Here is a 14,643-nt window from a genome sequence, read left to right on the forward strand (position 1 = left end):
AGAACCTATGCAAAGAGGGTTCCCTTGCAGCTGCTCTACTCGAACAGCAAGGGCAATAGCTTTCATAGAACGGATGAATTTGCTAAAATAAGGATTGAAGGTAAGGGATAGGGGTCTTAGTGAGATGATGTCAGACTTGAACACAGAAACGATACAAGCAGTTACGAAAATTTTCAAATTGATCGGCGATCCGACCCGTTTTTTGATCCTCCATGTATTGGAAAACCGGGAACTGAACGTAAATGCCATCGCGGAAGAACTGGACTTGGAGCAATCGGCGGTGTCGCACCAACTGAAGAAGCTCCGGGAAGCAAAGTTGGTAAAAAGTAGAAGAAGCGGGAAAAATATCCTTTACAGTCAAGACGATCAGCATGTCTACGCAATCCTGCACTTGGCTGTCGAACATGCTGAACACGGCAGGCAGGATATGCATAGTGAGGATGGGATAGCTACAACAAACAAGAACAATCCATGAACAAAGTGCGAACTAGTGTTCTTTTCGGGCCGGAATATGGTATACTACAGACAACATGAATCAGACGAAATTCAAGAATAAGTCAAAGAAGGATCTGAGAATATATGGCAAAAGACCAAATCATCGTTCGGGGAGCCCGTTCGCACAACTTGAAGAATATAGATGTCACCATCCCAAGGGACAAGCTTGTCGTCATGACCGGTCTTTCCGGATCGGGCAAGAGCTCGTTGGCTTTTGATACGCTTTACGCAGAAGGTCAAAGACGGTATGTGGAAAGCCTCTCTGCCTATGCGCGCCAGTTTTTGGGTCAGATGGATAAACCGGATGTGGATAGTATCGATGGCTTGAGTCCTGCGATTGCGATCGATCAGAAGACAACGAATCGCAATCCGCGTTCAACAGTCGGCACGGTTACAGAAATCAACGATTTCCTGCGCCTGCTTTTTGCCCGTGTGGGGCATCCGCTTTGTCCGAATGATGGCACGCCGATCAGCAGCCAATCGCCCGAACAGATGGTGAATCAGATTTTAGAGCTGCCGGAACGCACAAAACTGCAGATACTGGCCCCGATCATCAAAGGAAAAAAAGGGCAGCACAAAAAAGTATTCGAGGACATCAAGAAGCAAGGCTACGTCCGCGTCCGCATCGATGGGGAATTATTTGATGTTTCCGAAGATATTGAATTGGAAAAGAACAAAAAACATGATATCGCGATAGTTGTCGATCGCCTGGTCATCAAGGAGGGCATCCGCTCGCGGATTTTCGATTCGATCGAAGCGGCATTGCATCTGGCCGATGGATACGCCGTCGTTGATGTCATCGGCAGTGAAGAGCTTTTGTTCAGCGAACACCATGCCTGCCCGTATTGCGGATTTACGATCGGTGAGATCGAACCGCGCCTGTTTTCTTTCAACGCGCCTTACGGAGCCTGCTCCGAATGTGATGGGCTGGGGATGAAATTGGAAGTAGATCCCGACTTGATCGTTCAGGACAAACAGCTTTCCCTGAATGAAGGGGCGTTGGTGCCTTGGAACCCGATCAGTTCGAATTACTATCCGGAAATGCTGCGCCAGTTTTGTGGACAGAACGGGATCGATATGGACCTTCCGTACGCCGAACTGAGCAACGACACCCAGCAGAAACTGCTCTATGGTGCTGGAGGCGAACTGTTCCATTTCCATTACCAGAATGAATTCGGCGGTGTCCGCGATGTCGATATCCCTTTTGAAGGTGTCATCACCAATGTCAATCGACGCTACAAAGAGACATCGAGCGATTTTACGCGCGAAGCGATGCGCCAATATATGACCGAGTTGCCTTGCCATACTTGCCATGGCTATCGCTTGAATGAGCAAGCCCTGTCCGTGAAGGTGGCCGAACACGACATCGGTCAAGTCACAGAGTTTTCCATCGAGAATGCGGTCGCCTTCTTCGAGGGTATTTCCCTTTCGGAACAAGAGAAACAGATTGCGGCGCCTATCCTTAAGGAAATTTTATCACGGCTGACTTTCCTGAAGAACGTCGGCCTTGACTACTTGACGCTGAGCCGGACGGCGGGCACGCTTTCCGGTGGGGAAGCGCAGCGGATCCGCTTGGCGACGCAAATAGGCTCCAACCTGTCCGGTGTACTCTATATTTTGGATGAGCCATCCATCGGGTTGCACCAACGCGACAACAATCGGTTGATCGAATCGATGAAAAACATGCGCGACCTCGGCAACACGTTGATCGTTGTGGAACATGATGAAGACACGATGATGCAGGCGGATTATCTGATCGATATCGGACCGGGTGCGGGCGAACTCGGCGGTGAAATCGTGGCTGCCGGAACGCCCGAGCAAGTCATGAAAAACAAGAAATCCCTGACCGGAAAATATCTGTCAGGAAAATTGTTCATCCCGGTCCCTGAGAAACGAAGGACGGAAGACAAAGGAGCCGTGAAAATCACCGGCGCCACTGAAAATAACCTGAAGAATGTGGATGCTGCCTTTCCTTTAGGGAAAATCGTGGCAGTCACAGGCGTTTCCGGTTCGGGAAAGAGCTCACTGGTCAATAATGTCCTGAAGACAGCCCTGGCCAAAGAATTGACCCGTACGAAAGAAAAACCGGGAAAGTTCAAGACAATCAGCGGGTTCGAAGGTCTGGAGAAAGTCATCGATATCGACCAAAGCCCGATCGGACGGACGCCGCGAAGCAATCCGGCAACCTACACCAGCGTCTTCGATGACATGCGCGACCTTTTTGCCAGCACCAACGAAGCAAAAATACGCGGCTACAAAAAAGGCCGTTTCAGCTTCAACGTCAAGGGTGGGCGTTGCGAAGCCTGCCGCGGCGACGGCATTCTCAAGATCGAGATGCATTTCCTGCCGGATGTCTACGTGCCTTGCGAAGTCTGTCATGGCACACGCTACAATTCCGAAACCTTGGAAGTGCAATACAAAGGCAAAAACATCGCCCAAGTCTTGGATATGACGATTGAGGAAGCTTTGGCCTATTTTGAAGCCATCCCTAAAATCAGGCGCAAACTACAGACCATCGTCGATGTCGGCCTTGGCTATGTGACATTGGGGCAACCAGCCACGACGCTATCCGGCGGTGAAGCCCAGCGGATGAAGCTGGCCAGTGAACTGCAACGCGTTTCAAGCGGCAAGACATTCTACATACTGGATGAACCGACCACAGGGTTGCACACGCACGATATCGCCAGATTGTTGCAAGTTTTGGACCGTTTGGTGGAAGCCGGCAATACGATCGTCGTGATCGAACACAATCTCGACGTGATCAAAACGGCAGATTACATCATCGATATGGGTCCTGAAGGCGGAGCTGGCGGAGGAACCGTCCTCGCAACCGGCACGCCGGAAGAAATCGCCGAAGTGAAAGGCAGCTACACCGGCCAATTCCTGAAACCCATTCTGGAACGGGATAAAGCCAGAAACAAAAAATAATGATAGTCACTAAAAGGCCAGCCGATTCCGGTTGGCCTTTTGTTGTACCCGTTCCGCTTTTCTTACAATCCTCTAGTCATTTCTGCTGAAGGGAAAATCAATCTTTAGACCTATGACAAGGGAAAGGAAATTGGGCATAATAAGGACATAAGCAACAGATAATCAGAAATAGGCAAACTGTCCCATGTCAGTGAATAGATAAATGGATAACTATCAAGGAGGAACTACCATGAATGAAAGAGACCGTATTTTAGCGTTGGTAAGAGAAGGCATCATCACTACAGAAGAAGCCTTGGTGCTTTTGGAAAACTTGGCGAAGCGCGAAGGTAAAGATGCAGTGAAGTTGAATCAGCAACAAGATTTTACTGATTCAAAGGATACTGCATCAGAATACACAGAGCAAACGGATCAAGTCTCCGATCAGGAGCGGGAAGACCGTAAAAATTTGGAAAAGATTTTGGATGAATTGGCAAGCGAGATTTCTTATTTCTCCTCTCAGATCGATGCAAAAGGCGAAGCACTCCAATCGCTGAAAAAACAGATCAACGACAAAGCCGAAAAAAGACAAGAATTAGCCACAGCCGATGAACTGGGCGATTTGACGGGCGAACAAGAAATCACCCTGATGCGCTTGGATGAAGAACTGGAAGGCCTGCGCGGACAAGCTGCCGCACTGGAAGCTGAAAAATTCGAGATGGAACAAAAAATGCGCAGCCTCAAGAAGGAGCATGTGGAAAACAGCGTGAAATCCTTTGGCGAGAAACTGGGCAATAAAGAGGAATGGAAAGATACAGCCGCCAATTTCACAGATCGCCTCACCAAAGCGGGGGCACAATTGAGCAAATTTTTGACCGACACAGTGCAAACGGTCGTAGAGAATGTCGATTGGAAAGACACTGATTTCAACATCAAAATCCCTGGATTGATCACCAGCAAATTCCAGCATGAATTCACATTCGATCAAAATACGGCGACGATCCTTGATTTTCAACTGGCAAACGGCAATGTGACGTTGCAGAGTTGGGATAGCGAAACCATTTCGGTTGCCGCGGATGTGAAAATCTATGGTAAAACAGAAGAAGCGACAGCGAAGGAAGCTTTCGATGCCCGGAGCACGCTTGTGATGGATGAGGATAAATTCACTTTCCGCGTTCCGAACAAACGGGTGAAATGCGATATCGTCGTGTCCTTGCCGAAACGCGAATACGATTATATCGCAATCAAGATGTTGAACGGGAATGCAAGTTTGAAGAACATTGAAGGAAAAGATTTTTACATCAAATCCACCAATGGCAATATGGTCATCTCAGGTCTCAAGGCCATCATGCTGGAGACGGATGGCGTCAACGGGAATCTGGATGTTTCAGAAAGCACGATCGTTGATGTACTGGCGAAGACCATCAACGGCAGTCTGACGATCAAAAGCGATGTCGTCAGCGCGACGGTTTCCGTTGTCAACGGCGATGTGAAACTTTCCTATCCGGGAACAAACGCCAAACAGATCCAGGCCAGCTCAGTCAACGGGTCCGTCAAGCTGTCTTTGCCGGCTGCCAAAAGCGCAGAGGTGAAAGCCAGCAGTTCTTTGGGGAAAATCATGAACCGGATGGAAAACATCGAAATCATCCGCCAAAAAAATGAACACACAAACAAGTACCTGGAATTCAGACGAATGGACGAGGAATCGCCGGTTATGGTAGAATTAAAGACAACAACAGGAAACATATTCTTAAAAAATAACTAAAAATAGCGACAATAAATGGCACACATAAGGAGAGAACGAAAATGAAAAAATTAACCAAATCTGCTACAGACAGACAAGTCAGCGGTGTTCTGGGAGGTATTTCCGAATACTTCGGCATCGATTCGACGATTGTGCGTGTGATATTTCTGATTTCCGTATTTGCGGGGGTCGGATCACCCGTATTGCTGTACATCCTGATGGCTATACTGATGCCTGAACCGGGCCGAAGCGACAGCGGCCAATCATTCGGCGGAACTTACGGGTCTTCATCTTCCCGCCGCAGTTCCGACGCTTCAAGACCAGTAAAAGAAGCAAAACCAGTGGACAAACAAGAAGAGGACGACTGGAGTGATTTCTGATGGGATTTTGGAAAAAAGCGGCGGTCAACTCGCTAGTGTTCATCGCTTTGGCTTATTTCATGGCACCTTCATTCTATGTGCATAGCCTTTGGACGGCATTTTGGGCCAGCATCATCTTGGGCATCGTCAACTTTTTGATCAAACCAGTGCTTTCGATTCTCTCGTTCCCGATCACGATCCTGACGTTCGGTTTGTTCAGCTTTGTCATCAATGGCTTCATGCTGTATCTGACTTCTTGGCTGGTGGGTCCCGGATTCCACTTTACAAGCTATAGCACGGCATTCCTGGTGGCTTTGATCATGTCAGTCGTGCATATGTTCCTGAGCAGGGACGAATCGCATTAACCAACAGGGTTCCTCTTCGGCGCTCGACACCAAATAACATAAAGTAAGGCAGTTGAAACGATTGTTTCAGCTGCCTTTTTGTTCTTTCGTATGCCCCTATAAAATGTTATGATGGATAGGAATACAATAAACCACAAGCGATTAGATCATTGTTTGCGGCAAGATGAAAATGTAAAAAAATCCTGCCCAATCTGGGACAGGAAATTATATGATAGAGCGAGGGATAAGAATGGCGAATACAGTCACTGTAAAGGAATTAGTGGATTCTTCAGGTTATATTGTACTGAGCGGAGAAGAATTTTTGGGAAACAAAATCACCACCAGCGAAATCTCCAGACCCGGCGTCGAGTTGACAGGTTTCTTTAATTTCTACCCGTCGGCCCGCATCCAATTGTTGGGGAAAACGGAATTGACATTCATCGAGAGGATGACCGCCGAAGAGCGACTGATCGTCATGAGGCGCCTTTGCAGTAAAGAGACGCCTTGCTTCGTAATCGGACGCAAGCTGCAGGCGCCTGCAGAATTGACGAAAGCCGCTCAGGAAGCCGGCATACCGATTCTTTCGGCACAATCCAGAACGACAAGAGTATCCAGTAACATCACCAATTTCCTTGAAGGCAAGTTGGCGGAACGGGTTTCGATGCACGGGGTTTTCGTTGACGTATTTGGAATGGGTGTCATGATCACAGGGGACAGCGGTGTCGGGAAGTCGGAAACGGCTTTGGAATTGATCCAAAAAGGACACCGTCTGGTTGCTGACGATCGCGTCGATCTGTACCAGCATGATGAAAATACGCTGATCGGTGAGGCGCCGGGCATCCTTCGCCATCTGATCGAAATCCGCGGAATCGGCATCATCGATGTGATGACGCTGTTCGGGGCAGGCGCAGTCAAACAGACCAATGAAGTCAATCTAATCGTTAACCTGGAGCTTTGGAGCAAAGACAAGAAGTTTGAACGTCTGGGCAGCACGGAGGAAATCGTGAACATTCTGGATGTCGGCATCCCTAAAATCACGATTCCGGTAAAGACAGGGCGAAATCTTGCCATCATCATCGAAGTGGCGGCCATGAATTTCCGTGCGAAAACCATGGGCTACAATGCCGCAGAGACTTTCGAAAGAAATTTGGAAGTATTGATAAAAGAGAACGCCCAAAAAAATGATTAGGCATAACCGAAGGAGCAGATAAATGAATAATTTGATAGCCGCATTGAACCCCGTCGCTTTATCGTTCGGTGGGTTGGAAATCCGTTGGTACGGTGTCATCATCGCGGCAGGCATCCTCATTGCCATGACATTGGCGACGAAAGAGGCCGACAAAAAAGGGTTGGATCCGGATTTCATTGTCGATATGATGTTCTGGACGATACCGATCGGGATCATCGGCGCCCGCATTTACTATGTATTGTTTGAGTTGGATTATTATTTGCAGAACCCAGGCGAAATCATTCAGATCTGGAATGGTGGCATCGCTATCTACGGGGCATTGATAGCCGGCATTTTGACGATTTATTGGTATACGAAACGAAAAGGGATTTCTTTTGCATTGATATTGGATATCTTGGCACCCGCAGTGCTGATTGCTCAATCCATCGGCAGATGGGGGAATTTCATGAACCAGGAAGCGCATGGCGGGGAAGTGAGCCGCGCCTTTTTGGAAAAACTATTCTTGCCGGAATTTATCATTGAGCAGATGAACATAAACGGGATTTATTACCATCCGACCTTCTTGTACGAATCACTCTGGTCGTTGGCCGGTTTTGTGCTGATTCTGTTCCTGCGCAGAAAAGAACAGCTGTTGCGTGTCGGTGAAGTGATGTTCACTTATGTCATGTGGTACTCGTTCGGCCGCTTCTTCATCGAAGGTATGCGCACGGACAGTCTGTATCTTTTCGGGCCTATCCGGGTTTCACAGGCGCTGTCCATCCTGCTGTTCCTCGGAGCGATGGGAGTCTGGGCTTACAGACGCAGAAACAATTATCCGCCTGATCCCTTTTACACGAACATCACAAGAAAGGAAGCATAATAAAGGCATGAATTTTAAAACGGTATTATTTGATTTTGATGGCACTATCGCCGATACGAACCGGCTCATCAGCGAAAGCCACTTCGTCGTCATGGAGGAAAATTTTCCGGGCCGGTTCAAAAAAGAGGAAATGGCCCAATTCAACGGCCCCAGTTTAGAGGAAATATACGGGAATCTTGATCACAGCCGACAGGATGAACTGGTCGCCCGCTACCGGGAAGTGATGCTGGAGAAGCATGATGAAATGATCGGCATGTTCCCTGGTATCAAAGAAGTGCTTGAGAATCTCAAACAGGAAGGCCTGCGCTTGGGCGTCGTATCGACGAAGCGCAGCGATGTGCTGAAACGGGGTATCGCTATCCTCGGCATCACGGATTATTTTGATACAATTCTCGGATCAGGCGATTTTTCGCAACCGAAACCTGATCCGGAGTCACTCTTCCTGGCTATGGATCGTCTGGACGCCGAAAGGGAAACCAGCGTAATGGTCGGGGACAATCACCACGATATAGTCGCAGGCAATAATGCGGGCGTCACAAGCATTTTTGTTGGCTGGTCCGAAAAAACAACTGCTTTCATCCAACCATATCAGCCAACAAAAATAGTCAAAGATCCACAAGAGTTGGAAGAATACATTCTTTCCGGTGTGAGAGTTTAATCGAGGGGAAGCGAGCAAAATGAAACAAAAAGTCGCCGTATTGGGGGCAGGATCTTGGGGTACAGCCTTATCCATGGTGTTGGATGAGAATGGGCATGATGTCCGCCTTTGGGGGAATGACCCGAAACAAATCAAAGAAATCAATGAGCAGCATACGAATGAACACTACCTTCCAGGTGCAAAACTGAGTGAAGCGATTGTGGGGTACACGGATCTGAAAGCCACCATCAAAGAAGCAGACGCGCTCTTGTTCGTTCTGCCGACAAAAGCGATCCGCGTGGTTGCGAAAGAAGTCGCAGCGTTATTGGACGGATCAACAAAGCCGCATCTGATCCACGCAAGCAAAGGGTTGGAGCAGGACACCCATAAACGGATTTCCGTCATCATCCAGGAAGAGATTCCAGCTGAAAAATACGATAGCTTAGTCGTCCTTTCCGGACCGAGCCATGCGGAAGAAGTCGCCAAAAAGGACATCACCACAATCACTGCCGCATCCCAGGACGAAGAGGATGCAGGTTATGTGCAAAAACTGTTCATGAATCCCTACTTCAGGGTATACCGGAACACGGATGTCATCGGGGTTGAGTTGGGTGCTGCCCTGAAGAACATCATCGCAGTCGGAGCGGGAGCGCTCCACGGATTGGGTTATGGCGATAACGCGAAAGCGGCTTTGATGACGCGCGGATTGGCGGAAATCAGCCGATTGGGAATTGCTTTCGGTGCAGATCCAATGACTTTCTTCGGTTTGAGCGGGGTAGGCGATCTGATCGTTACCGGAACAAGCCGCCATTCGCGCAACTGGCGAGCAGGGGATCTGATCGGAAAAGGCCATGATCTGGATGAAGTGCTGAACAATATGGGGATGGTCGTTGAAGGCGTGGCGACAACAAAAGCCGCTTATGAATTGGCAAAGGAAAAAGGCATTGAAATGCCGATAACGGAAGCCATCTATAAAGTTTTGTACGAGAAAGTCGATGTCAAAAAAGCAATCGAGGAATTGATGCTGCGCGAAGGCAAAGCAGAGCAATCTTCTCAAAATGTGGAAAAGGGGAGCCAGAAAATATGAAGAAAGTCAGAAAAGCAGTGATACCTGCTGCGGGATTCGGAACGCGTTTTTTACCGGCAACGAAAGCGATGGCAAAAGAAATGTTGCCGATCGTCGATAAGCCGACCATTCAATTCATCGTTGAAGAAGCAATCGCATCAGGGATCGAAGATATCCTGATCGTAACCGGAAAAAGCAAACGTCCGATTGAAGACCATTTTGATTCGAACATTGAGTTGGAAGCGAATCTGCGCGAAAAAGGCAAAAATGAACTGCTTGAATTGGTGCAGGAAACGACCGGTTTGCGCATCCATTTCGTCCGCCAGTCTTATCCATTGGGATTGGGCCATGCGGTTCTTCAGGCAAAAGCCTTTGTCGGGGATGAGCCTTTCGTTGTCATGCTCGGGGATGACCTGATGGAGGATGAAGTGCCGTTGACCAAACAGTTGATGGATGCTTACGAACGCACACATGCTTCGAACATCGCCGTGATGGAAGTGCCGCATGAAGAAACATCCAAATACGGCATCATCGATCCGGATCAGGAACTGGAACCAGGCTTGTTCAACGTCCGCAGATTCGTCGAAAAACCGAATCCGGAAGACGCGCCGAGCAATTTGGCTATCATCGGCCGCTACTTGCTGACTCCCGAAATTTTCGAAATTCTGGAAAATCAAAATCCGGGTGCCGGCGGAGAGATCCAGTTGACCGACGCCATCGATACTTTGAACCAAACGCAGCGTGTCTTCGCAAAACGCTTCGACGGCAAACGATTTGACGTCGGAGACAAATTCGGCTTTCTGACGACAAGCATTTCCTACGGCCTCACCCATCCGGAAATAAAGGATAAATTGAAAAATTATCTGGTGGAGCTGGGCGAAAAGTTGGCTGCTGAGGACGAAGGCAAATAGCCATTCAAGCAATCCAAACCAATTGATTTTAGAATAAAAAAAAGAGAGGCCGGGCCATCGATCGTTCTGCGATTCATGGCTCGGCTTCTTCTCCATTAATTCGGCACTCTGAGCAGAATTGTGGCACAAAAAATAAAGTCAGAGTAAACTGTATAAGAACCAGATTCCGGCACCAGCCCGGAACAGACTTAACACAAGAAGGAGATACACTAAACATGGAACAAACTGAAAAAATTTATGACGTCATTGTCATCGGAGCCGGACCAGGCGGAATGACCGCGGCGCTTTACGCATCCCGTTCCAATTTGAAGACGTTATTGCTGGAGCGTGGTATTCCCGGTGGGGAGATGAACAATACAGCTGAAGTTGAGAATTACCCTGGCTTCAAATCGATTTTAGGCCCTGAGTTGGCTGAACGGATGTACGAAAGCACAATGCAATTCGGGGCGGAGCATGTTTATGGCGATGTAAAACGAATTGTTGTCGACGGCGATTACCGTATCGTTGAAGCAGGCAAAAAAACCTATAAGACACGTGCCGTCATCATTGCGACCGGGTCCTACCACCGAAAATTGGGTGTTCCCGGTGAGGAGCAGTACAACGGCCGCGGCGTTTCCTATTGTGCCGTCTGTGATGGAGCTTTCTTTAAAGGCAAAAAACTAGCTGTGGTCGGCGGCGGAGATTCTGCCGTGGAGGAAGGGACTTATTTGACGCAATTCGCGGATGTCAACATCGTGCACAGACGGGATGAGTTGCGGGCTCAAAAAGTCATCCAGGATCGTGCCTTCAAAAATGAGAAAGTTTCCTTCACTTGGAATGCCATTGTGGAAGAAATCAAGGGCGACGGACAAAAGGTCACTGGCGTGGTGATCCGCAACAAAAATACCAATGAAATCACGGAAGAAGCTGTTGACGGTGTCTTCATCTATGTTGGTATCCTGCCGCAATCGGATGCTTTCCTTGATTTAGGGATCACGGATGAAGAGGGCTGGATCATCACGAATGAGCACATGGAAACGGCGATACCGGGCATCTTTGCCATCGGGGATGTGCGTCAAAAACTTCTGCGTCAAATTACGACTGCTGTCGGTGATGGCGGAGAAGCCGGAAACCGCACATTTGCTTACATAGAAGACTTGCATGACCGCTTGGCAGCCGCCGAAGCGGCTGCTGAGACGGTGGACTGAAAATATTGTCCACACAACAACAATGTTATTGTCCAGTTCATTAGTACCCCGAAAGTTCACGTTCTGAAATCAGAGCGTGAATTTTTTTTTGTAGATTCAATCTTTTCGCTCAATTGGCATGCAAATAATGTTATAATATGATTAAACTAATATGGGAAGGATGATGAAAATGTCTTATCAAGAAACCATCGAGCAATGGAATGATTTTGCCTTATTAGAACCTACATTAAAAGAAGAATTAAAATCTTTGGAGGGAAATGAAGAAGCACTGAAAGATGCCTTTTTTGCTCCGCTGGAATTCGGAACTGCCGGAATGCGCGGCATCCTGGGAGTCGGGATCAATCGGATGAACATCTACACAGTCCGCCAAGCGACCGAAGGCTTGGCTCGTTTGATGGAGGCAAAAGGTGAAGAAGCGAAAAAACGCGGCGTCGCGATCGCTTACGATTCCAGACACCAATCTCCGGAGTTTGCGATGGAGGCAGCGAAAACATTGGGTGCACACGGCATTCCGGCTTTCGTTTTTGAAAGCTTACGCCCCACACCTGAATTATCCTTTGCGGTAAGACATTTGAATGCGCTAACAGGGATCATGATCACAGCGAGCCACAACCCGGCTGATTACAACGGTTATAAAGTCTATGGAGACGACGGCGGCCAGATGCCACCTGCCGATGCGGACGCTTTGACTGATTATGTGAGAGCAATTGAAAATCCACTGACCATCCAAGTGGGCGATGAAGCAGAGCTGAAAGCAGCGGGCTTGATCAAAATGCTTAGGGAAGAGGTCGATGCAACTTACCTTGACCTTGTCAAAACAGTGACCGTCGATCCTGCCCTTGTCCATGAAATGAGCAAAGAAATGAAATTGGTCTTCACGCCGCTGCATGGAACCGGGCAGATGCTGGGTGAACGTGCTTTGAAGAATGCCGGATTTGAAGGCATCTATCTCGTGCCGGAACAGGCAGTGGCCGATCCAAATTTCTCAACCGTGAAATCACCGAATCCGGAAGAAGCTGGCGCATTTGAGTATGCCATCAAACTTGGAACGGAATTGGATGCGGATATTTTGGTTGCGACCGATCCGGATGCTGACCGCTTGGGCGCGGCCGTCCGCAAAGCAAAAGGCGAGTACGTTGTTCTGACAGGTAATCAGATTGCTTCATTGATGCTGGATTACTTGCTGCGCGCGAAAAAAGCGGCCGGCACATTGCCAGCCAACGGCACAGCCCTGAAATCGATCGTATCGAGCGAGTTGCCGACAGCAATCGCCAAATCTTATGGAGCGGACATGGTGGATGTACTGACCGGTTTCAAATTCATCGCAGAAAAAATCAAGCAATACGAAGAAGATCACAGTAAAGAATTCTTGTTCGGCTTCGAGGAAAGCTACGGTTATCTTGCAAAACCTTTCGTTCGCGATAAAGACGCCATCCAGGCCCTCGTGTTGATTGCCGAAGTAGCTGCGTACTACAAGAAAAAAGGTCAAACGCTGTACGATGGCTTGGTCGAAATTTTCGAAACACATGGCTATTATAAAGAACAGACGATTTCCGTTACGATGTCCGGCATCACCGGAGCAGAAAAAATCAAAGCGCTGATGGCCCAATTCCGTACGGAAGCACCAGCGGATTTCGCAGGCATCGCCGTATCGATCACGGAAGACTTCGGCAACTCTACAAAGACATTCTCTGACGGCTCCACTGAAAGCATCGATATGCCGAGCTCGAATGTGCTGAAATATTTCCTGGAGGACGGCAGCTGGGTCGCCATCCGCCCAAGCGGAACAGAACCAAAAATCAAATTCTATATCGGTGCCAAAGCGGAAAGCCAAGCCGCAGTCGATGAAAAAGTCGCTGCTTTTGAAACAAGCATCCGTACTTTGACCGCTGAATAATCCGAAATAAACTAAAAAAAGGAAGTCCGAAGATTACGGACTTCCTTTTTGCTGTGGATTGTTCATCAGAATGTTTTGGCCAGTTGTTTGGCTTTTTCGATCGCATCCGCAACAATTTCATCGGCACGATCCGGATATGTGTCCATACCTTCAACGAATAGTTGTGAAATCTCCTCGACCCCCAGAAAATGGAAAATGCTCTTGATGTACTGGCTGGCAGGATCGCTTCCGTCGAAAATGCCGCCATTCGCTTGGATATGCAACAATTTCTTGTCCGGGACCATTCCGACTGCTCCGGATTCCGTGTAACGGAATGTCTGACCAGCAACTGTGATAGTGTCGATCCATGTCTTCAGGCGACTGGGAACATGCATGTTCCATAATGGATTGGCGATGATGATCTTATCCATGGAAACAAAATCATCGGTATAGTGATTGAACAGCGTCACTTTTTCTTGCTGACGGGAAGTCAACTGATCAAAAAGCACGCCTTTCGATAATTCCTTCCAGGCTGTCAAAAGATCCCGATCGATCTCAGGGATGGCGACTTCATAAAGATTCATGTCTTTGATGCGATCATAAGGATTCAAAGCTTTGTATTCCTCCAGAAAAGCATCCAAAACTTTCATGGAGCGGGATACACTGCTGTCGAACGGATGCGCGCGCACAACTAAAACTCTGGCCATAGAAAAACCTTCTTTCCAATTGTTATACCTTAATGATACCATTTGCACGCAAAGATAAGAAAGCATAACCCATCACCGACAGGATGATTCGCTGACCAAAAACGGAAGAGGGGTTCCCGGATGAATTGAAGCAGCAATCAGTGGTCTGTTCTCCTCTGGCGAACGGAGGCTTCGCCGGAGTTCGGCCCACAGACAGTATGCGTACTCCGGTTAGGGGTGGTTCGCGGGAGTTCAGGCTGATTGTCGGTGGCGTTCTCCGGCTAAAGACCGCTCACCGGAGCTAGGCAGCATTTCGGACGCGCTCCTCCGGTCAGCTGGCCGCGCAGAAACAGGCGCACAAAAACAGGAGCCTCCGCGCTAGGAGG

13 protein-coding genes are annotated in these 14,643 nt (G+C 48.4%); 12 read left to right on the forward strand and 1 reads right to left on the reverse strand.

Features of this window, described 5'->3' with window-relative positions; genetic code table 11:
• Nucleotides 1–127 precede the first annotated feature (127 nt).
• The 12 genes from ACKPBX_RS10215 to ACKPBX_RS10270 all read left to right on the forward strand — a co-directional run bounded on the left by ACKPBX_RS10215 (nt 128) and on the right by ACKPBX_RS10270 (nt 13,592).
• Nucleotides 128–475, forward strand: a complete 348-nt coding sequence (locus tag ACKPBX_RS10215) for an ArsR/SmtB family transcription factor (RefSeq protein WP_086629492.1) — start codon at nt 128–130, stop codon at nt 473–475.
• Nucleotides 476–579: 104 nt separating this feature from the next.
• Nucleotides 580–3,423 (forward strand): excinuclease ABC subunit UvrA, encoded by a 2,844-nt coding sequence (gene uvrA / locus ACKPBX_RS10220; RefSeq protein ID WP_086629382.1) that lies wholly within the window; start codon nt 580–582, stop codon nt 3,421–3,423.
• A 229-nt stretch (nt 3,424–3,652) separates the two neighbouring features.
• Nucleotides 3,653–5,164: a daptomycin-sensing surface protein LiaX gene (liaX, locus tag ACKPBX_RS10225; protein WP_319995283.1), complete on the forward strand. Its 1,512-nt coding sequence runs from the start codon at nt 3,653–3,655 to the stop codon at nt 5,162–5,164.
• 41 nt (nt 5,165–5,205) lie between these two features.
• Complete coding sequence (locus ACKPBX_RS10230; RefSeq protein ID WP_086629379.1) at nt 5,206–5,523, forward strand: PspC domain-containing protein; 318 nt, start codon at nt 5,206–5,208, stop codon at nt 5,521–5,523.
• A complete protein-coding gene (locus ACKPBX_RS10235) occupies nt 5,523–5,867 on the forward strand; it encodes a phage holin family protein (RefSeq protein WP_319995284.1) in 345 nt (114 codons plus the stop codon). The genes ACKPBX_RS10230 and ACKPBX_RS10235 overlap by 1 nt, the downstream gene beginning before the upstream one ends.
• A gap of 229 nt (nt 5,868–6,096) precedes the next feature.
• Nucleotides 6,097–7,035 (forward strand): HPr(Ser) kinase/phosphatase, encoded by a 939-nt coding sequence (gene hprK, locus ACKPBX_RS10240; protein WP_086629375.1) that lies wholly within the window; start codon nt 6,097–6,099, stop codon nt 7,033–7,035.
• 22 nt (nt 7,036–7,057) lie between these two features.
• The gene (gene lgt, locus ACKPBX_RS10245; protein ID WP_086629373.1) at nt 7,058–7,894 is read left to right on the forward strand and encodes a prolipoprotein diacylglyceryl transferase; all 837 of its coding nucleotides are present in this window, start codon (nt 7,058–7,060) and stop codon (nt 7,892–7,894) included.
• A 7-nt stretch (nt 7,895–7,901) separates the two neighbouring features.
• On the forward strand, nt 7,902–8,552 hold the full coding sequence (locus tag ACKPBX_RS10250) for an HAD-IA family hydrolase (RefSeq protein ID WP_119093866.1): 651 nt from the start codon (nt 7,902–7,904) through the stop codon (nt 8,550–8,552).
• Between the two features lie 19 nt (nt 8,553–8,571).
• On the forward strand, nt 8,572–9,618 hold the full coding sequence (locus tag ACKPBX_RS10255) for an NAD(P)H-dependent glycerol-3-phosphate dehydrogenase (RefSeq protein WP_119093867.1): 1,047 nt from the start codon (nt 8,572–8,574) through the stop codon (nt 9,616–9,618).
• Nucleotides 9,615–10,508, forward strand: coding sequence for a UTP--glucose-1-phosphate uridylyltransferase GalU (gene galU / locus ACKPBX_RS10260; RefSeq protein WP_086629367.1), 894 nt, complete (start codon nt 9,615–9,617; stop codon nt 10,506–10,508). Before ACKPBX_RS10255 ends, galU begins: the two co-directional genes overlap by 4 nt.
• A 215-nt stretch (nt 10,509–10,723) precedes the next feature.
• Nucleotides 10,724–11,695: a thioredoxin-disulfide reductase gene (gene trxB / locus ACKPBX_RS10265; RefSeq protein ID WP_319995285.1), complete on the forward strand. Its 972-nt coding sequence runs from the start codon at nt 10,724–10,726 to the stop codon at nt 11,693–11,695.
• Between the two features lie 169 nt (nt 11,696–11,864).
• On the forward strand, nt 11,865–13,592 hold the full coding sequence (locus tag ACKPBX_RS10270; RefSeq protein WP_319995286.1) for a phospho-sugar mutase: 1,728 nt from the start codon (nt 11,865–11,867) through the stop codon (nt 13,590–13,592).
• Between the two features lie 65 nt (nt 13,593–13,657).
• Here ACKPBX_RS10270 and ACKPBX_RS10275 read toward each other — a convergent pair whose 3' ends face one another.
• Nucleotides 13,658–14,278 (reverse strand): NAD(P)H-dependent oxidoreductase, encoded by a 621-nt coding sequence (locus tag ACKPBX_RS10275; protein WP_068560934.1) that lies wholly within the window; start codon nt 14,276–14,278, stop codon nt 13,658–13,660.
• Nucleotides 14,279–14,643: the final 365 nt, after the last annotated feature.

It is taken from the genome of Trichococcus shcherbakoviae (genome assembly GCF_963666195.1).
Lineage (GTDB): Bacteria > Bacillota > Bacilli > Lactobacillales > Aerococcaceae > Trichococcus > Trichococcus shcherbakoviae.